The sequence below is a fragment of the Actinomadura spongiicola genome, assembly GCF_003432485.1.
Taxonomy (GTDB): domain Bacteria; phylum Actinomycetota; class Actinomycetes; order Streptosporangiales; family Streptosporangiaceae; genus Spirillospora; species Spirillospora spongiicola.
Window position 1 is genome coordinate 694852 of record NZ_QVNQ01000005.1, and the last position, 18431, is coordinate 713282.

At 72.2% G+C, this 18431-nt stretch carries 16 protein-coding genes; 9 read left to right on the top strand and 7 right to left on the bottom strand.

Annotated elements, in window-relative coordinates:
* Positions 1 to 74: 74 nt before the first annotated feature.
* From D0T12_RS19580 to D0T12_RS19600, 5 genes are read left to right on the top strand one after another with little or no spacing between them, the layout of a single operon-like run.
* Positions 75 to 1100, top strand: coding sequence for a DMT family transporter (locus D0T12_RS19580; protein ID WP_117401013.1), 1026 nt, complete (start codon positions 75 to 77; stop codon positions 1098 to 1100).
* An 8-nt stretch (positions 1101 to 1108) separates the two neighbouring features.
* Complete coding sequence (locus tag D0T12_RS19585) at positions 1109 to 1870, top strand: thioesterase II family protein (protein ID WP_117401014.1); 762 nt, start codon at positions 1109 to 1111, stop codon at positions 1868 to 1870.
* A 2-nt stretch (positions 1871 to 1872) separates the two neighbouring features.
* Positions 1873 to 2817, top strand: coding sequence for a beta-ketoacyl-[acyl-carrier-protein] synthase family protein (locus tag D0T12_RS19590; RefSeq protein ID WP_117401015.1), 945 nt, complete (start codon positions 1873 to 1875; stop codon positions 2815 to 2817).
* Positions 2818 to 2828: 11 nt separating this feature from the next.
* Positions 2829 to 5015 (top strand): iron-containing redox enzyme family protein, encoded by a 2187-nt coding sequence (locus tag D0T12_RS19595; protein WP_199487550.1) that lies wholly within the window; start codon positions 2829 to 2831, stop codon positions 5013 to 5015.
* A complete protein-coding gene (locus D0T12_RS19600) occupies positions 5015 to 6154 on the top strand; it encodes an acyl-CoA dehydrogenase family protein (protein ID WP_117401016.1) in 1140 nt (379 codons plus the stop codon). The genes D0T12_RS19595 and D0T12_RS19600 overlap by 1 nt, the downstream gene beginning before the upstream one ends.
* A 33-nt stretch (positions 6155 to 6187) precedes the next feature.
* Here the strand turns inward: D0T12_RS19600 and D0T12_RS35415 are convergent, their stop codons facing one another.
* The 6 genes from D0T12_RS35415 to D0T12_RS19625 form a co-directional block, all read right to left on the bottom strand.
* A complete protein-coding gene (locus D0T12_RS35415) occupies positions 6188 to 6343 on the bottom strand; it encodes a hypothetical protein (protein ID WP_158581543.1) in 156 nt (51 codons plus the stop codon).
* Between the two features lie 109 nt (positions 6344 to 6452).
* Complete coding sequence (locus tag D0T12_RS19605) at positions 6453 to 7898, bottom strand: hypothetical protein (protein ID WP_117401017.1); 1446 nt, start codon at positions 7896 to 7898, stop codon at positions 6453 to 6455.
* A 137-nt stretch (positions 7899 to 8035) separates the two neighbouring features.
* The gene (locus D0T12_RS19610; protein WP_117401018.1) at positions 8036 to 8461 is read right to left on the bottom strand and encodes a sensor histidine kinase; all 426 of its coding nucleotides are present in this window, start codon (positions 8459 to 8461) and stop codon (positions 8036 to 8038) included.
* A gap of 14 nt (positions 8462 to 8475) precedes the next feature.
* A complete protein-coding gene (locus D0T12_RS19615) occupies positions 8476 to 9567 on the bottom strand; it encodes a maleylacetate reductase (RefSeq protein WP_117401019.1) in 1092 nt (363 codons plus the stop codon).
* A 2-nt stretch (positions 9568 to 9569) separates the two neighbouring features.
* Entirely contained in the window at positions 9570 to 10478 is a 909-nt protein-coding gene (locus D0T12_RS19620) for a dioxygenase family protein (RefSeq protein WP_117401020.1), read from the bottom strand.
* 30 nt (positions 10479 to 10508) lie between these two features.
* Positions 10509 to 11315: an IclR family transcriptional regulator domain-containing protein gene (locus D0T12_RS19625; RefSeq protein ID WP_117401021.1), complete on the bottom strand. Its 807-nt coding sequence runs from the start codon at positions 11313 to 11315 to the stop codon at positions 10509 to 10511.
* 277 nt (positions 11316 to 11592) lie between these two features.
* Here D0T12_RS19625 and D0T12_RS19630 point away from each other — a divergent pair, with 277 nt between their 5' ends.
* The 4 genes from D0T12_RS19630 to D0T12_RS19645 are packed head-to-tail and all read left to right on the top strand — an operon-like array spanning position 11593 to position 17032.
* Positions 11593 to 13161 (top strand): FAD-dependent oxidoreductase, encoded by a 1569-nt coding sequence (locus D0T12_RS19630; RefSeq protein ID WP_117401022.1) that lies wholly within the window; start codon positions 11593 to 11595, stop codon positions 13159 to 13161.
* 14 nt (positions 13162 to 13175) lie between these two features.
* Positions 13176 to 14528 carry an amidohydrolase family protein gene (locus tag D0T12_RS19635; protein WP_117401023.1) on the top strand — a complete coding sequence of 451 codons (1353 nt, stop codon included), beginning with the start codon at positions 13176 to 13178 and terminating at the stop codon, positions 14526 to 14528.
* A gap of 51 nt (positions 14529 to 14579) precedes the next feature.
* Positions 14580 to 15524, top strand: a complete 945-nt coding sequence (locus D0T12_RS19640; protein WP_117401024.1) for an alpha/beta hydrolase — start codon at positions 14580 to 14582, stop codon at positions 15522 to 15524.
* Positions 15525 to 15550: 26 nt separating this feature from the next.
* Entirely contained in the window at positions 15551 to 17032 is a 1482-nt protein-coding gene (locus D0T12_RS19645) for a CoA-acylating methylmalonate-semialdehyde dehydrogenase (RefSeq protein WP_325050824.1), read from the top strand.
* A gap of 65 nt (positions 17033 to 17097) precedes the next feature.
* Here D0T12_RS19645 and D0T12_RS19650 read toward each other — a convergent pair whose 3' ends face one another.
* Positions 17098 to 18384, bottom strand: a complete 1287-nt coding sequence (locus D0T12_RS19650) for an MFS transporter (RefSeq protein WP_117401026.1) — start codon at positions 18382 to 18384, stop codon at positions 17098 to 17100.
* Positions 18385 to 18431: the final 47 nt, after the last annotated feature.

The window sequence follows — 18431 nt, forward strand, 5'->3', positions numbered from 1 at the left end:
CTAATCTGCAGCGACCCACGACCGCATTCGGATCAGGCCCGCCTGGTCAGAGACCCGAGGCTGGTGATTGTCGGATGGGCCAGACCGAGTCCGCGCACGCTTCGCCCTCGACCGCGCCGGACGTCCCGGTCGATCGCGGGGCGATCGGGGCGGCGGTCGCGACCATGCTGCTCTGGGCCTCGGCCTTCGTCTCCATTCGCAGCGCGGCGCCGCATTTCTCGCCCGGCGCACTGGCCCTCGGCCGGCTTCTCGTCGGCGCGGCCGTGCTCGGCGTCATCATGCGACTGCGGCACGAGGGACCGCCGCCGCGCGCCGCGTGGCCGGGCATCATCACCTCGGGTCTGCTGTGGTTCGGCCTGTACATGGTCGCGCTGAACTGGGGCGAGGAGAAGGTGGACGCGGGCACCGCCGCGCTGCTCGTCGGGATCGGCCCCATCCTGATCGCGCTGCTCGGCGGCTGGCTGCTGCGGGAGGGATTCCCCACCCGGCTCCTGGCCGGGATGGCGGTGTCGCTGGCCGGTGTGGCGGTGGTCGGCTTCGCCACCTCCGACGGCGGCGGGTCGTCCGCGCTCGGCGTGCTGCTGTGCCTGGTCGCGGCGGTGGGCTTCGCCGGCGGCGTCACCAGCCAGAAACCGGCGCTCCGGCACGCCTCGCCCTTGCAGGCCACCACGTTCGGCTGCTCGGTCGCCGCCGTCGCGACGCTCCCCTTCTCGTACCAGCTGGTGACACAGACCGCGGACGCCCCGCTGCCGGCGACGCTGAACATGATTTACCTGGGCGCGTTCCCGACCGCATTGGCGTTCACCACCTGGGCGTACGCGCTGTCCCGTATCAGCGCCGGCGCGCTGGGCTCCACCACTTACGCGGTGCCCGCCTTCGCCATCGTGATCTCCTGGATCTTCCTCGGCGAGGTGCCCGGGTGGCTCGCCTTCTCCGGCGGCCTGCTGTGCCTGGCCGGCGTGGCGGTCTCCCGGAGCAGCAAGGCCCGGTCGCGTCCCGCGCAGACCCCGGGCGGCGCCCGGCCCCCCGCCCAGCCCGCCACCGCCCAGCCCGCCACCATCCAGCCCGCCACCACCCGGCCCGGCACGGACCAGAGGTGACGCCCGCAATGCCGAACGAACGCTGGCTACTGTCGCACGAGCTCGATCCCCGTCCTCCCGTGCGGATCCACTGCTTCCCCGCCGCGGGCGTGGATCCGCGAAGCCTGCTGGAATGGCAGCCTCTGCTCGGAGACGCGGCGCAGGTCACGGTGGTCTGCCTGCCGGGGCGGTGGCACCGCGCCGACGAGCCCCCGCCGGCATCCCTCACCGGGGCCGCCGAGACGGTGGCGGAGGAGATCGCGACGGCCGACGACCGTCCGTATCTGCTCTTCGGCCACAGCATGGGCGCGGTGCTGGCGTTCGAGGCGGCACGCCGCCTCTCCGGCCGCGCCGAGTTCCGGCACCTGGTCGTCTCCGGCTCCACCGCGCCGCGCCACAACCCCTCGGAATACATCCTGTGGGCGGACGGCAGGCACGGCCGGCCGTTCGCCGAGGCGGCGGCGAGGTTCCTCGGCCTGCCCGCGGAGTTCGGGGCCGCTCCCGAGGAGGTCCAGGACCTCCTGCTCGCCGACCTGCGCGCGGACGTGGGTCTGTTCGCGGCGTACCGGTACGAGGAGGCACCCCCGCTCGTCGTGCCCCTCTCGGTGATCTGCGGCCGGGACGACCCGCACGTCGACCTGGCCCGCGTCCAGGACTGGCGACGGGAGAGCGCGGTGCCGGCACAGATCCACTGGGTCGAAGGCGATCACTTCTACCTGGACCACGACCCATCGGCGGTGCTCGACACGCTGCGTCCACTCGTCCGCGGCGAACACGTCGAGGTGATCTAGCGATGAACGGCACGACCGTCCAGCTCAGGGCACCCCGATACGTCCTCGGCGAGATCGAGGAGGCCCACTCGGCCATCCCCGGCCTGGCGGAGCGGATCGCCGAGTTCCAGATCCTGCCGAAGCCGGGCTTCTGGGGGTGGGGCAACATCCGCCGCACCGAGAAGGGCGTGGAGGCGCTGGCCGTCGACACCGGGGCGGCGACCCTGCGCGCCGCCGGCATCACCCCGGCCGCCGTCGACGCGCTCGTGCTCTGCTCAACGCGGATCCCCGTGGACACCCGGAACCACGGCCTGTTCGTCCAGACCGTCATGACCGGCCTCGGCCTGGACCGCGCCGACTTCGTCGGCGTGACACTGGGCCGGTGCCTGAACCTCCTGTCGGCCCTGCGGGTCGCCACGTCGATGGTCGTCGGAGGTCTCCACCGCTGCGTTCTCGTGATCACCACCGACCGCGCCGAGGACGCCGACCGCGTCGAGAAGTTCGCGCTCTTCAGCGACGGCGCCGCGAGCTGTCTGGTGATGGACGCGCGGGACGGCACCGCCTGCACCGGCCCGGACGACTCCGTCTTCGAGATCGCCGGCAGCGCCGCGGCGCACGACATCCACCGGCTCGAGTGGAGGAACGAGATCGACTCCGATCTCTCGCGCGAGGTGAACGACCGGCTGCTGAAGCCGGCGGGCCTGGCCGTGGAGGACATCGCCGGGCTGTTCCACTCCAACATCTTCCGGCCCATCGTCACGCTGAAGGAGATGCAGGCGGGCTTCGCCCGCGCGCAGCTCTTCACCGACAACGTCGCGCGGATCGGGCACTGCTTCGCGGCCGATCCCCTCATCAACCTGGTCGACCAGGCGACGGCCCATCGCCTGCACGACGGCCGGCACTACCTCATGGCCGCCAGCGTCCCCGGCTCGCGCGTCGGCGTCCTGCTGCGGAAGAACACCCCCTGAGCGGAGGAGTCATGATGTCACTCCCCATCTTCAAGACGCCGGACCTGATCACCTCATCGGCATTGACCACCTTCGAGTTCAGTCCGGGGACCGCGGACGAGGCCACGGCGCTGCTGGCCGCGGGCCCCGAAGCGATCTTTCATCGCTTCCTGCGCGACCAGGAGTCGGAGCCGACGCTGCTGGCCGCCCGGCGCGTCATCCACGCCTTCCTGCCCGCACCCGCGCCCGGCGCGCCGTCCGATGTGAGCGTGGAGGCCATCGTGGCCGAGGTGGACGCCGTCCGGGACGATCTGATGGTGCCTCTGAGGGCATTCGGGGACCTGCGACCCGAGCTGCGACAGGCCGTCCTGCGCCAGCGCGCCCCGCTCGGCCTGATCGGAGGCTGCTGGCTGGACACCCTGTCGCAGCCCGCGACCCAGCCGTCGGTCATCGTGAACCGCCTGTTCGGGCAGCACTTCCTCGTGAAGGGACGGGGCCGCCCCGGCGCCTCGCTCCACCGCCGCCGGCGACGGGCCCTGGACGACCTCGGCGTCCACCTCCCCGAGATCACCGCGGCCGACTTCATGGATAAGGCCCGGGCACGACCCCTGACGGCGCTGCACGCCGACTTCTACGTCGCCCTGTCGCGGCTCCCGGCGAGCTTCATGCCCGAGGTCGTCGGCGTGCACTACGCGTTCCACGCGCTCGGTGTGGACGACGTCCTGACCGGCCTCCCGGCGCCGCTCCCGGAACCGGCGCTCCGCGCCGTCCTGGCCGAGTACCTCGACCTGACCCGGCGATCCGCGAGCGGCCCGGCGGACAGGGCGCGCCTCTTGGCGGCCGTACGCCTCGTCCTCGACCTGGAACGCGAGCACGTCGCCATGCTGGGCGATCTCGCCGACTGGCACGCCGGGCTCTCCCTGGACGCCCAGGTCGCCGAGATCTTCGCCCGGCACGCCCCGTACGCGGGACTCCACCATCGCGACCTCCGCGTGGCCGGGCGCCCGCTGACCGAGACCTTCGCCGACCCGGGCTTCGACGTGGCGGACTTCCTCAACCGGTTCCGCACGTCTCCCTACCTCAAGCCGACACCCACCGGGTGCCGCTTTCTGGACGCCATCAAGTTCGGCGGCCCCATGTTCGCGATCTTCGACGAGCGGGAGTCGGCCGTCCTGAAGGACTGGGTGGCGGCCGTCCAGGCCGGTGGCGACCTGCCCGCTGTGGAACTCCCGGTGAACCGGGTCGGCGACCCCCAAGCGGCCCGCCGGCTCACCGCCATCGAGAACAGCGAACCGCCCGACGTCGTCCACGCCGAGCTTCCCGAGATCGACGATCGCGAGTTCTTCTACCGTCTGGTCAACATCGAGAACTTCCCGAACACCCTGGCCAAAGCCAGGAACTGGGCACTGTCCGGGTTCGCCGACGGCGAGATCCTGTTCGCACACGGCGCCGCGGGCCGCCACACCGACGCGAGCTACTTCGACTACACCCCCGAGGCCCTGCGCGCACGGGTCGAGACCATCTACTGGGACAAGCTCGTGAACCCGTACGAGCCGCTCACCGAGATCCCGGACCGCGAACAGGTGATCTTCCATCAGAAGACCCTCGCCCTGGGCAGCCTCATCGAGGCCGCCTGGGTCCACCGGATCGGCAACCTGGGCCGCGACCAGCGCCCCAGCGACGACCTGATGTTCGCGATCTACGCCGACGAGATGGGCCGCGGCGAGGTCCGCAAGAATCACATCACCCTCATCCACCAGGCCCTCGACAGCATGTCGATCGACCTCCCGCACGTCCGCGACGCCGCCTTCAAGGAACAGGAGGAACTCCCCGACAGCCACTACCACTTCGCGATCGGCCAGCTGTGCCTGGGGCTGTTCCCGGACTCCTTCTACTGCGAGATCCTCGGCTACAACCTCGCGATCGAGATGTACGGCCTGGGCGAGATGCGCATGCACGAGATCGAGAAGCTCCAGGCCCACGGCTTCGACATCGGCTACGAGGAGGCCCACCTGTCGATCGACAACGTCTCGACCGGCCACTCGCGGCAGGCCGTGGACGTGATCATCTCCTATCTGGACGTGGTGGAGCGCGACCACGGCGGGCCGGCCGCCGAGCGGGAATGGCGCCGCATCTGGCGCGGCTACGCGTCGTTCGCCTACTTCGCCGAACACCAGCTCGTCAACTCGTTGCGGGACGACGCCGAGTTGGTCATCTGATGCGGGCCTTCGACGACGGAATCCTCGCGCTCCCCTTCTACGAGCCGGAGCACCGCGAACTCGCACAGCGCCTCACGAACTGGTGCGACGAGCACTCCGAACTCTGGAACGCCCGCACCGACCCGGAGAAGACCGAGCTGAACGTCATCCGAGCCCTGGGCGAAGACGGCTGGCTCTCCCCGGAAGCGGACTTCAGGTCGCTCTGCCTCGTCCGCGAGGCGCTCGCCTACGCCGACGACCTCGCCGACTACGCGTTCTCCATCCAGGCCCTCGCCTCGATTCCCCTCCTGCGTCACGGCTCGCCCTCCCAGAAGGAGCGCCATCTTCCGGCCCTCACCCGGGGCGAGCGGGTCGTGGCCTTCGCCCTGTCCGAAGAGCAGGCCGGCTCCGACGTCGCCGCGATCGCCCTCCGAGCCGACCAGACCCCCGGCGGCTATGTGCTGAACGGCCGCAAAGCCTGGGTGGCCAACGGCGGCATCGCCGACCTCTACTGCGTTGTCGCCCGCACCGGCGAAGGTCCCGGCGCCCTCGGCCTGACCGCCTTCCTGGTCCCCGCGACGACCCCCGGCCTCCACGTGCGCGAGAAGATCGCCGTGATCGCTCCCCGCGCCCTGGCGCACCTCGCCTTCGACAACTGCGAGGTCCCCTCCGACAGCGTCCTGGGCCGCCCCGGCCACGGCTTCGTGATCGCGATGGACGTTCTCGACCGCTTCCGGATGACCGTGGGCGCCGCCGCCCTGGGCTTCGCCCGCCGCGCCGCCGACGCCGCCCTCTCCCGATCCGCCGACCGCCCGATCTACGACGGCCGCCTGATCGATCTCCCGACGATCCGGGCCACGCTCGCCGACACCGAGGTCAAGCTGAACGCCGCCGCCCTCCTGGTGGCCCGGGCCGCCTGGGAGCTGGACAACGGCCGCCGCTTCGCGCGGCACTCCAGCATCGCCAAGCTCTACGCCACCGAGTCCGCGCAGGAGATCATCGACGCCGCCCTCCAGATCTTCGGCGCCGCGGGCCTGGTGTCGGACTCCGTGACCGAACGCCTCTACCGCCAGATCCGCTCCCTCCGGATCTACGAGGGAACCTCGGAAATCCAGCGCGCGGTCATCGCCCAGTCCCTCGATCTCCGCCGCGCCGAGTGAGCACCGCCCCCGAATCGCCGCCCCCTCCCGCGGTTACCGCCGCAAGCCGGCCCTGTCCAACCAGCGGACCAGCTGGCGGTGAATGGCGTCGGGGCCGTCCAGCTCGCCGGTCACCTCCCCCTCCCCGGGATGGACAAAGCGCGGGTGGTCGAAGCCCAGCACGACGAGTTGCACGGGTCCGAAGGCCATTGGCAGGCTCCTCACGCTCGGGACCGGCGAGCGGCCGGCTCTCGTCCCAGAACCCTCGACATCCCGCCGCCCCGGCGGACATCACCCGCCGCGGATGACCGGTGCCGCCTCACGGGGGCGACCCACCGGCACCGGCCACCGGCGGGACGCGCGGCGCCGTCCCGGCATCCGGGGCCCTCCCACGCTCCGCGGCGTGGCGGGCGAACAGCGTCACCCCGACCTCGTACGCCGCCAGGACGACCAGGATCACGAGCAGGGCCGTCCAGGACGCGAACAGCAGCACGACGAGCGCCGCCACCACCACGCCCGCGATCCGCAGCACGTCCAGATGACGGACGACCAGTTCCCCGACCCGATCGCTCCGCGCGGCCGACCAGCCCGCGCGCAATCCCGAGACGGCGGACCGGCGCAGCGCCACCGCCCCCCGGCCGGGGCCCACCAGGTACATGAGGACGGCCAGCGCGACACCCGACCACAACAACAGGTCGCCGCGGTCGCGCAGCGTCCTGAAGACGTCGTGCACCGCCACGGACGCCGCCTGCCGGTAGAGGCCCTCGGGCACCCGCTCCAGAAGCCGGTCGCCGACGGTTCGCAGCACCGCCGCCAACACCACCGCACTGCCGGCAACGGCCACGCCGAACAGCAGCAGCGTCCGCCTGCGTCCGGGCGAGACCACCAGCGCAAGCGCGAGGCAGACCAGCGTGCCGATCACGAGCAGGACGATGCCGCGCTCGAACAACAGCACCGCGTCCTGGAACCCGGTCAGGTCGCCGTCTTGGTAGACGGCGACCTGACCGAAGTCCGCGGGAAGCGTCACACCGAGCGCGGTCGCCACCTTCTCCCGCAGGTCGGCGGGGACCTCACCGGACGAGAGCGCGGGCAGTCGAAGCTCCTCGCCGAACAACGTCGGCAGCTCCTGCGAGACGGTGACGAGCACATCGTTGATGACCGGCAGCAGGTTCAGCGTCACGGTTCCGTTCTGGACGTTGACCGTCTCGCTTTCGCCCTCCGCTATCGCCACGAATTGGGCGTGCGCGAACTGGTTCGCTTCCTGCCACAGCGCCGCGAACTGCTCGGTGCCCATGAAGTTCCGCACCCGGTTCCGCAGGTGATCGTGGACGGCGTCCGTCACGGGGCCGGCCAGGAAGGCGGCCCGGGGCGGCAGCGCCTCGACGATTCGTCCCTGCACGTTCAGATGCGTGAAGACCTGGTCCGTGAGATACGTCGCCATGGCGGCGTTGACCTCAGGATTCTCGGGCAGCGGCTCCACCGTGGCGACCCACCGGTCGGTCTCCAGCGTGGTGCGCGCGCCCCAGACTCCGATCACCGACGCCACGAGGCCGAAGCCGGCGAGGGCCACCAGCAGGGCGGCGACGGCCCGCCGCGTTCTCATCAGGTTCGGGTGCGCGCGCACCCGGCCCGCCGCGTCCGGCGGCCGTGCCGCGAGCCGGGCCCGCAGATCGGCCACCTCCGCGCGCAGCCTGCGCAGTTCCGCGTCGCCGCCGGGGGCGGTCGCGTGCTCATCCCCGCCGTTCGCGTGCTCGACGTCGCTCATCACGAGCCTCCAGACCGAAGCGCCTGCCCGCATCGTCGACCCAGGTAGCACCCGCGCTCATCACCCCTCACGGGTGATGAGCGCCCAGGCTCCACAGCGAGCACGTCCGTGGTCACGTCTGAGCGGGACGCTCCAGGTCAAGGCCGTTCCTCCGCCGGTCGCGGCTCGACCGCGCACTCGCCGCCCAGGGCCGCGGCCCGTTCGGCCATGTTGCGCAGGCCGCTGCGGCGGCCGTCCGCACCGATGCCGACGCCGTCGTCGTCCATCCGTACCGTGACAGCGTCACCGACGTCCACGCGCACGGCGGTCTCGGTGGAGCGGGCGTGCCGGGCGACGTTGGACAGCGCCTCCTGGACGACGGCCGGCACATGCTCGGCGGTCTCGTCGTCGACCGCGGTGTCCAGCAGCCCGTCCAGCCGCACCGAGGGCGCGAAGGCCAGATGCTCGGTCGCGGCGTCGACCAGCACGTGCAGCCGGCCGCGCAGCGACTCCTCCACCTCCGGCTCCCGCCACGCGAAGACCGTCGAACGGATCTGCCGGACGGTGTCGTCCAGGTCGTCCACCGCCCGCTGCGTCTTCAGGGGCGTGTGGCCTTCAGGGGGCGTGGCCGTGGGGGATCGCCGGTCCAGGCGGTGTGGAGTAGGCGTCTCACCGATTCGCGGGTCACGGGGGCGGGGTTCGCGTAGGGGGCGTTCACGACCTCGTCGCAGATGGGGTCGATGTCGCTCTCGGACATGCCGAGGTCGCGGAGGGACCGCGGCGCGTCCAGGGAGCCCGCGAGGTCCCAGAGGCGGCGGGCGGGGTCGTCGGCGTGCAGGGCGCGGGACAGGGCCTCGGCCGCGTCGGGGGCGGCGGGCTGGTTGTGGGCGAGGGCGTGGGGCAGCACGACGGTGTGGGTGGCGGCGTGCGGGAGGTCGAGGGTTCCGCCGAGGGCGTGACACAGCTTGTGGTGCAGGGACATGGTCGTGGCGCCGAGGGTCGCCCCGCAGAGCCAGGACGCGTACAGCGCCTTCGCGCGGGCGTCGGCGTCACCGCCGTCGGCGAACACGGCCGGGAGGGCCTCGGTCATCGCGCGGACGCCCTCCTCGGCCATCAGCGAGACGACCGGGGAGCGGTCGGGCGCGTAGAGGGCCTCGACGGCGTGGGCGACGGCGTTGAATCCGCTGGTCACCGACATGGCGATCGGAAGTCCGAGGGTGAGGTCTGGGTCGTACAGGACGGCGGCCGGGAGCACCCGCGGGTCCTTGCCGGTTCGTTTGCGCCCGTTCTCGGTGATGCCCCAGACGGTGGTCATCTCCGAGCCCGCGTAGGTGGTGGGGACGGCGACGACCGGCAGCCCGTGTTCGAGCGCGACGGCCTTCCCGAGGCCGATGGCCGATCCGCCGCCGACCGCCACGCAGGCGTCGGCGCCGAGTTCGGCGGCGCGGGCGCGGGCCCGCGCGGCGACCTCGACCGGGACGTGCATGCGCGCCTCGGCGAGCACCCCGGCGGAGCGGTCGCCCAGCGCGCCCGCGATGGCCTCGCCGGTGTCGCGCTGCTCGGGTGAGCAGAGCACGAGGGCGCGGCGGGCGCCCAGCCGCGCGATCTCCTCGGGGAGGGACGCGATGACGCCGGAGCCGAACCGCACCCGCATCGGGAGCGCGTCGTAGGAGAACGAGGTCTGGATCATGGTCACGCCTCCCGGTCGGTGGCGTCGGGACGGAGGACGACGTCGAAGTTCACCGTGCGGAACGGGTTCGGCAGCCCGACCCGCGCCGCGCGCTCCGGGTCGTCGACGGTGGGGAACTCGCGCACCAGGCTGGGCTTGACCCCGAACACGGCGTCGGAGTCGATGAACGGGGTGCCGGCGACGAACAGGTGGGTGGTCACGGTGCGGTGGCCGGGGGCGGACACCTCGAAGTGGATGTGCGCGGGCCGGTTCGGGTGCCGGGACGTCGCCGTCAGCAGGCGGCCGACCGGGCCGTCCTGCGGGATCGGGTAGTGGCGGGGGACGATCGAGCGGAACCAGAACCGTCCGTCGCCGTCCGCGGTGAACAGTCCGCGGAGGTTCAGCGGCGGCTGGACACCGGGTTGCTGCACGTCGTAGAAGCCGTCGTCGTTGGCCTGCCACACGTCGATCGTCGCGCCGGGGACGGGCCGCCCGTCCGGGCCGGTGACGCTGCCCGTGACCAGGCACGGCGTGCCCTTGCCGTCCTCGGCGATGTCGGCGCCGAGTTCCCGGGGCGGCGACGCGACCATGTGGAACGGGCCCTCGACCGTGGACTCGGTGAGGGCGCCGTCCGCCCGGTTGTTGAGGGTCTCGACCAGCATGGACACGCCGAGGACGTCGGAGAGCAGGATGAACTCCTGCCGGGTGTCGGTGCACATCTTCCCGGTCGCGGTGAGCAACTCGATCGCCGCGGCCCATTCCCGTTCGGTGAGTTCGACGTCCTTGACGAAGTCGTGCAGGTGCCGGACGAGCGAGGTGAGGATCAGGCGCAGGCGCGGGTCGAGCGTCCCGGCGAAGCTCGCCGCGACGACCTCGGCGGACCGTTCCTCGCTGAACAGTTCGTCGGGGTCGGGTGTGTCGTGTCGGGTCATTCCTCTTCCTCGTTCTCGGGGCCGGCGTGTTCAGGGTCGGCGGACGGAGCGCTGGGGCGCGGCGTGGATCAGCTCGTAGTCTCGCCCGATCGCGCCGGTCGTCTGGAGCAGGAGGGGCAGCAGCTCGTCGACGAGTTCGCGCCGGCCGACCTCGGCCGCGATCGCCGTGACGTTGATCGCCGCGACCGTCCGACCGTCCCCGTCGCGCAGGGGCGCGGCGACGGAGCGGATGCCGGGCGCGACCTCCTCGTCGGTGGTGGCCCAGCCGCGGGCGCGCACCTCCCGCAGCTCGGCCTCGATCTCGGCGACCGGTCTCGGCCGGTGCGGCCGTACCGGGGAGCGCGAGGCCGTGCGCAGCGCCGCGCGCAGGGCGTCCGCGTCCAGTGACGCGAGCAGGACCTTGCCGAGCGCCGTACTGGCGGCGGGCAGGCGCATGCCCACCTTGACGTTGACGGCGACCACCTTGGGGACCTCGACGCGGGCGACGTAGATGACGTCCGAGCCGTCGAGTTCGGCGACGGAGGCGGCCTGCCCGGTCTGTTTCACCAGGTCACGCAAATGGGGCAGCGCGACCTCCCACAGTCCGGTCGACAGCGTGTAGGCGACGCCCAGTTCGAGGACGCGCGGGGTGAGCGCGACGCCCTCGGACGTGGTGCGCGCGTATCCGAGGTGTTCGAGCGTGCGCACGATGCGTCGGGCGGTCGGCCTGGCCAGCCCGGTCGCGGTGGCGATCTCGGTGAGGGACATGGGCACCGGATGTGAGCCGAAGCATCTGAGCACGTCGAGCCCGCGGGCGAGGGCCTCGATGAAGTCCGGCCCGGCGTCGTCGCGCGGCATGTCGCTCCTCTCCGTCGGGGCGGGCGGGGCGCCGCCCGGCCCCCGCCCCGCCACCTGTCCGGGCCTAGAGTACGAGATACGACCGCTCTCCGGTCAAGTGCCCGTTTTCTTGAACATGGGCCGGGGCAGGCCTATCTCCGCAGGCAAAAGAGCAGAGCAATGAATGGACACCGGCCTTGACAGGCGTGTTCCGCCGACCCATGCTTCTGAATCACAGCACGTTTGACCGTAGTACGGACGATCGTCCGCTGAGCGGTCGTTCCAGTGGAGGCAGCTTATGTCGAACAGCGCCACATCCGCCGATGCCGTCGTCGTCGGCGGCGGACCGGCAGGTCTGACCGTCGCGGCCGAGGCCGCGCGTGCCGGGGCCCGGGTCGTCGTGTTGGAGCGCCGTACGGAGGACACCCACTCACGGGCCGGAGTGATCCAGCCGCGTGTACTGGAGCTGTTCGACGTCCGCGGCCTCATGGACCGGTTCCGCGTCGCGGCCGAACGCTGGCGTCCCGACTTCGAGGTGCCGCGCTACATCTACGCGGGGCTGATCGGGCTGCGGTACGACCTGCTCGACAGCAAGTTCCCGTACGCGCTGATCCTCCCGCAGATGACCACCGAGCACCTGCTCGCGGAATGGGCCGTGGAACAGGGCGCCGACGTGCGGCGCGGGATCACCTACCTCGGTCACGCCCAGACCGCGGACGGCGTCACGGTCACCGCACGCGACGCCGCGGGACGGGAGCTGGAGTTCGACGCGCCCTATCTGGTGGGCGCCGACGGTGCGCGCAGCCTCGTCCGGGAGACGGCCGGCATCCCGTTCGAGGGCCACGCGACGCGCATGACCGCCGTGGCCGTGGACGCCGACCTGCCCTTCCCCTGGCAGGCGTCCATGCAGATGAAACGCAACAAGCACGGCTGGGTGCTCGCCTACCCCTTCGGCCGGGGCATCACCCGGTTCATCATCGTCGCCCAGCACCGCCGGAACGTTCCCAAGCACGAGCCGGTCACCATGGACGAGGTCAGGGAGTCCCTCCGGCTGATCTTCGGGGACGACTTCGGGGTGACGTCGGCGAAATGGCTGTCCCGGTACGGCGACGCGCACCGCATGGTCCCCGCGTTCCGTCGCGGCCGGGTCCTGCTCGCCGGTGAGGCCACCCGCGTCCACTATCCGGCCAGCGGCATCGGGATGAACTACTGCATCCAGGACGCCTTCAACCTCGGTTGGAAGCTCGCCCTGGCCGCGACGGGCCGCGCTCCCGACGCGCTGCTCGACACCTACCACGACGAGCGCCATCCAGTGCTGAAGGCGCTGATGGACGACGTCGCCGCGCAGTGCGGGCTGCACTTCGACTTCTCCCACGCCGGGCTGGCCCTGAAGGACTTCGTCGAGCGGGAGCTCATCCCGATTCCCGAGGTCAACGCGATCCTCCGCGACCGGCTGAGCGGCTTCGGCACGTCCTACCACCGCGCCCTCGACACGCACGCCGCCGACGGCACCCGGGTCAGCGACTTCCCGCTCTCCACGCCCGCGACCACGTACACGCGGGTGGCCGAGGACGCCTGTTTCGTCCTGGCCGAGGCCGCCGGGAACGCGGCGACCGGCGGCGCGGCGACCGGCCGGAACCTGCCCGACCTGGTCACCGCCGTGACGGCGCCCGCCGACGCGCTGGCGCAGCGGTTCGGCGGCGCGGCGGCGGTGCTCATCCGTCCCGACGCCTATGTGGCGCGTGCCTGGGCGGCGCGGCCCACCGACGAGGACGTCGCCACCGCCCTCCGGATGGCGACCCGGCAGGAGACGGGCGCGCGGGAACCGGGCGCCGACGCCGTCCACCGGCAGCCCGAACACGCGTGAGACGAGGAGTGACCATGACCGACCGCGCGCCACGGCGCATCCTGATCGAGAACGGCTGGGTCGTCACCGGCGACCCGGCGCTCGGCACGCTCACCGGCTGCCACGTCCTGGTCGAGGACGGTCTCATCACCGGTGTGGGACCCGGCCTGCCCGGTGACGGCGCCGAGACGATCGACGCCCGCGACATGATCGTGTTCCCCGGGCTCGTCGACACCCACAAGCACACCTGGCAGTCGGCGGTCCGGCACCGGTGCGCCGAACTCGATCTGCGGAGCTACTTCGGGGAGATGTTCGGCAGGCTCGGATCGCTCTACCGGCCCGAGGACGTCTACGCCGGGAACCTGCTCGGCGCCCTGTCCGCCCTCGACGCGGGCACGACCACGCTGATGGACTGGTCGCACGTGCAGAACTCGCCGGAGCACAGCGACCAGGCGATCGCCGCGCTGCGCGACAGCGGGATCCGCGCCGTGTTCGGGCACGGCTGGCCGCTGGTCGACCTCCCGGTGTGGATCGGGGGCAGCGACCGGCCGCACACCGGCGACGTCCGGCGCGTCCGCCGCGAGCTGCTCGGCGACGACGACGCCCTCGTCACGCTGCACCTGGCGGGACGCGGCCCGGAGCTGTCCACCATGGACGCCACCCGCGCCGACCTCGCCATGGCCCGCGACCTGGGGATACGCACGTCCATCCACATGGGGTGCGGGCCCGAGTTCGGCGCGATGGCCGCCATCGCGCGGTTGGGGCGGGCCGGGCTGCTCGGCCCCGACCTGACGTTCGTGCACTGCAGCGAGTCCGGCGACGACGAGTTCGCGATGATGGCCGACAGCGGCGCGTCGATCGCGCTCGCCCCGCACCACGAGCAGGCCCTGCCCGGGATCGGGCACACCCCGATCGACCGCGTACGGGCGTTCGGGATCACGGCCGGGCTGAGCACCGACACCGAGACCGTCGGCGCCTCCGACCTGTTCACGCAGATGCGGGCGGGCCTCGCCGCCCACCGCAGCCAGCTCGCCGACGGACGCACCCGGTTCGCGGGCAGGCTCGACCCGTTCGGCGTCGCCGAGGTCTTCACGATGGCGACCCAGGGCGGCGCCGACACGCTCGGGCTCGGCGACCGGATCGGGAGCCTGACCGTCGGCAAGCGCGCCGACGTCGTCCTGGTCCGCGCGACCGACCCGAACCTGTTCCCGGTCACCGATCCGGTCGCCGCGCTGGTCTGCGCCGCGCATCCGGGCAACGTCGACACCGTCCTGGTGGACGGTGTCGTCCGCAAGCGGGCGGGCGCGCTCGTCGGCGACGGCCCCGCCGCGATCGACCGCGCCCGGGACCTCGCGCTGACCTCCCACCGCCGCCTGCTCGGCGGCTGACCGCATGCCCGCACGACCACCACATCCCCGCACACTCCCCGAAAGGTCACCATGACGCTCGACCCCGACGTCGCCGGGTTCCTGTCCGCCCTCCGCTCCGCCGGCGCCCCGCCCGGCTTCTCCGGGGCGCCCGACGAGATGCGCGAACGAATGCGGGCCGCGATCGAGAGCAACTGGGATCCCGCGGGATTCGCCCCGGTCAAGAGCGTCGACGACGTCGTCGTCGACGGGCTGCGCCTCAAGGTCGTCCGGCCCCTCGCCGACGGGCCGGCGCCCACCGTCGTGTACTTCCACCCCGGCGGCTTCATCATGGGCAGCGCCCACCTCATGCAGGACGTCGCGCGGCGGCTCGCGCACGACCTCGGCGCCTGGGTGGTCTCCGTGGACTACCGGCTCGTCCCCGAACACCCGTTCCCGGCGGCGGTCGAGGACGCGGCGGCCGCGCTGCGCTGGACGGTCGACTCCATCGGCGACCTCGGCGGCGACCCGGCTCGGATCGGCCTCGCCGGGGAGAGCTCGGGCGCGAACCTGGCGGCCGTCACGGCGCTGTGGGCCCGCGACGCGGGCGTTCCCGTGGCGGGCCAGCTGCTCGCCTCCCCGGTGACGAACTTCGCGGCCCGGTACCCGTCCGTCGACGAGAACGCCGAGGGCTGCTTCCTGACCCGGGACGACCTCGCCGTCATCAGATGGCACTACGTCGGGGACGACGAGGCCCGCGCCCTGGACCCGCGCGTCTCCCCCGCCCTGGCGCCCGACCCGGGCGGTGTCGCCCCGGCGGTCGTCGGGGTGGCGGGGTTCGACCCGCTGCGCGACGACGGGATCGTCCACGCCGCGCGGCTCCTGGACGCCGGGGTGCCCACCGCCCTGCGCGTCTATCCGGGCCTCATCCACCCGTTCTTCGGGATGCCCGGCCTGTCCCCTGCCGCGGAGGCCGCCGTGTCCGAGCTGACCGGCCTCCTCGGCGATCTTCTCAATGGAACGGAGGAGGGCGCGTGACCACCGACATCAACGACGTGCGGGAGATCGGGCACTGGGTCGACGGCAAGGAGCTCGTCGGGTCCAGCGGGAACACCGCGCCCGTGACCGACCCGGCGACGGGCGAGGTCACCGGGCGGGTCTCGATGGCGGACGCCGCCGACGCGCGCACCGCGATCGCGTCGGCGAAGGCGGCGTTCCCGGCGTGGCGGGACCTCTCCCTCACCAGACGGACGCAGATCGTCTTCCGGTTCCGTGAACTGCTCGACCGGCGCAAGCCCGAACTGGCGAAACTGATCACCGCGGAGCACGGCAAGACGCTCGCCGACGCGCTCGGCGAGATCAGCCGGGGCCAGGAGGTCGTCGAGTTCGCCTGCGGCATGCCGCACCTGCTCAAGGGCGCGATGACGGAGAACGCCTCCACCAGCGTCGACGTCTGCTCGATCCGCCAGCCGCTCGGCCCGGTGGCGATCGTCTCGCCGTTCAACTTCCCCGCGATGGTGCCCCTGTGGTTCTTCCCCGTCGCGATCGCCGCGGGCAACACCGTGGTGCTCAAACCAAGCGAGAAGGACCCGTCCGCGTCGATCTGGCTGGCCGAGCTGTGGGCGGAGGCGGGGTTGCCGCCGGGCGTGTTCACCGTCCTGCAAGGCGGCAAGGCCGCGGTCGACGAACTGTTGACGCACCCCGACGTCAAGGCGGTGTCGTTCGTGGGCTCCACCCCCGTGGCCCGGTACGTCTACGCCACGGCGAGCGCGCACGGAAAGCGTGTGCAGGCGCTCGGCGGCGCGAAGAACCACATGCTCGTCCTGCCGGACGCGGACCTCGACGTCACCGCCGACGCCGCGGTGAGCGCCGGGTTCGGCTCCGCCGGTGAACGGTGCATGGCCGTCAGCGTCGTGGTCGCGGTCGGGGACGTCGCCGACCGGCTCGTCCCAGAGATCGCCGAGCGGGCGGCGGCCATCAGGGTCGGCGACGGCACCCGTTCCTGCGACATGGGCCCGCTGGTGACCGCGCAGCACCGCGACAGGGTCGCCGGTTACATCGACGCCGGGGAGCGGGACGGGGCGACGGTCGTCCTCGACGGGCGGCACGTCGAACCGGACGGGGCCGCGGACGGCTACTGGCTCGGCCCGACGCTGCTCGACCACGTCACGCCCGAGATGACGGTCTATGTCGACGAGATCTTCGGACCGGTGCTGTCGGTGGTCCGGGTCCGCACCTACGACGAGGCGATGGCGCTCATCAACGCCAACCCCTACGGCAACGGCGCGTGCGTCTTCACCAGGGACGGCGGCGCGGCCCGGCGGTTCCAGAACGAGGTCGAGGCCGGGATGGTCGGCGTCAACGTGCCCGTCCCGGTGCCGATGGCGTACTACAGCTTCGGCGGCTGGAAGAACTCCCTCTTCGGCGACACCCACGCGCACGGCACCGAAGGCGTCCATTTCTTCACCCGGGGCAAGGTCGTCACGAGCCGCTGGCCCGACCCGGCGACCCGCGGCCTCGACCTCGGGTTCCCGCGGAACAGCTGACACCGGCTCGTACGAAACGGCCCGCCCGGCGCCTTCGCGCCGGGCGGGCCTTATGAGGTCCGACCTCAGGAGAGGGCGGCTTCGCCGCTCGCCTCGGGCCCTCCTTCGCGTGTGGCCGCGCCCACGCGACGGGGGGCGGTCTCCCGGATCAGCAGGGCCACGACGGCCAGGGGGATCGAGGCCGCGCCGTACATCAGCAACGCGTTGTCCAGGTTGTGGGTGGCGTCGGCGAGCGCGCCGCCGAGCTGCGGGCCGAGCGCGCCGCCGATGGTCTCCCCCACGGCGATCTGCAACGCGAACGCCGTGGCCATCAGCTCGCGGGGCACCGACTCGCCGGGCACCACATAGGTGACCAGCGTGAGCGAGCCGCCCGCCATCAACCCGACCCCGAGGGACACCAGGAGCAGCGGCACCGAGTCGGCGAACAGGACGAAGAACACCGGGACGAGCCCGCCGCAGATCGCCGCGGCGAACAGGGCCGGTCTGCGTCCGACGCGGTCCGAGACCGCGGGGGCGATGACGCTTCCGAGCGCGATGAGACAGCCGTACACGGTGAGGACGAGCGTCGTGGTGCCCCGCGACAGCCCCTGTTCATGCAGGTACGTGGCGGCGAACGTGCCGAAGCCGATGTTCGCGCCGATGCAGACGGTCGTGCCGACGAGCGCGAGCGGGACGTTGCGGTCGGCCAGCACGAGCCGGAAGTCCCGGGCCCTGACGCGGGGCGCGTCCGCGCCGGTCGACCTGGGCTCGCGCATGAGGATCGCCACGAGGAGCGCCACGACGAAGCCCGGGACGGCGACGAGGGGGAAGGCGAGCCGCCAGTTGGACGCCGAGGCCAGCCCGATCATGATGCTCGGTGCCAGGGCGCTGCCGATGAGCAGGGTCCCGGCGATGACGACGCCCATGTTCCGGCCGCGCCGCTCCGGCGAAGACGCCCGCGCGACCGCGCCCTGGATCAGGGGCAGCGCGGGGCCCTCGCAGAAGCCGATGACCGCGCGGAGCAGCAGCATCGTCCCGTAGTTCGGCGCCAGCCCGATCAGGCCGACCGCGGCGGAGAACAGGACCAGGCTGCCGACGATCATCCACTTGGTCCGGCCGCCGAGACGGTCCGACAGGACGGCGAAGATCAGGCTGGAGATCGCCCAGGTCACGGCGGTCACCGAGACCAGCGAGCCGAGCTGGCTGTGGTTCAGGCGCAGGTCGTGGCCGATCTGCGGAAAGAGGAACGTGATCCCGAAGCGGTCGAGGAACACGATTCCGGCCGCGAAGAACATGATGAGGACGAGGGTGTTCTGCTGGTCGGGGCCGGCGCGACCGAGATCTCGCCCATGGCCGGGACTGGTGACGGACATGAAGGACTCCCCAGGGGTCGGGTGTTGTGCCAGCGGACGCGCGCTGG

Coding starts and splice junctions, on each gene's coding strand:
- D0T12_RS19580 (WP_117401013.1), top strand. CDS start 75: ATGGGCCAGACCGAGTCCGCGCACGCTTCGCCCTCGACCGCGCCGGAC.
- D0T12_RS19585 (WP_117401014.1), top strand. CDS start 1,109: ATGCCGAACGAACGCTGGCTACTGTCGCACGAGCTCGATCCCCGTCCT.
- D0T12_RS19590 (WP_117401015.1), top strand. CDS start 1,873: ATGAACGGCACGACCGTCCAGCTCAGGGCACCCCGATACGTCCTCGGC.
- D0T12_RS19595 (WP_199487550.1), top strand. CDS start 2,829: ATGATGTCACTCCCCATCTTCAAGACGCCGGACCTGATCACCTCATCG.
- D0T12_RS19600 (WP_117401016.1), top strand. CDS start 5,015: ATGCGGGCCTTCGACGACGGAATCCTCGCGCTCCCCTTCTACGAGCCG.
- D0T12_RS35415 (WP_158581543.1), bottom strand. CDS start 6,343: ATGGCCTTCGGACCCGTGCAACTCGTCGTGCTGGGCTTCGACCACCCG.
- D0T12_RS19605 (WP_117401017.1), bottom strand. CDS start 7,898: ATGAGCGACGTCGAGCACGCGAACGGCGGGGATGAGCACGCGACCGCC.
- D0T12_RS19615 (WP_117401019.1), bottom strand. CDS start 9,567: ATGATCCAGACCTCGTTCTCCTACGACGCGCTCCCGATGCGGGTGCGG.
- D0T12_RS19620 (WP_117401020.1), bottom strand. CDS start 10,478: ATGACCCGACACGACACACCCGACCCCGACGAACTGTTCAGCGAGGAA.
- D0T12_RS19625 (WP_117401021.1), bottom strand. CDS start 11,315: ATGCCGCGCGACGACGCCGGGCCGGACTTCATCGAGGCCCTCGCCCGC.
- D0T12_RS19630 (WP_117401022.1), top strand. CDS start 11,593: ATGTCGAACAGCGCCACATCCGCCGATGCCGTCGTCGTCGGCGGCGGA.
- D0T12_RS19635 (WP_117401023.1), top strand. CDS start 13,176: ATGACCGACCGCGCGCCACGGCGCATCCTGATCGAGAACGGCTGGGTC.
- D0T12_RS19640 (WP_117401024.1), top strand. CDS start 14,580: ATGACGCTCGACCCCGACGTCGCCGGGTTCCTGTCCGCCCTCCGCTCC.
- D0T12_RS19650 (WP_117401026.1), bottom strand. CDS start 18,384: ATGTCCGTCACCAGTCCCGGCCATGGGCGAGATCTCGGTCGCGCCGGC.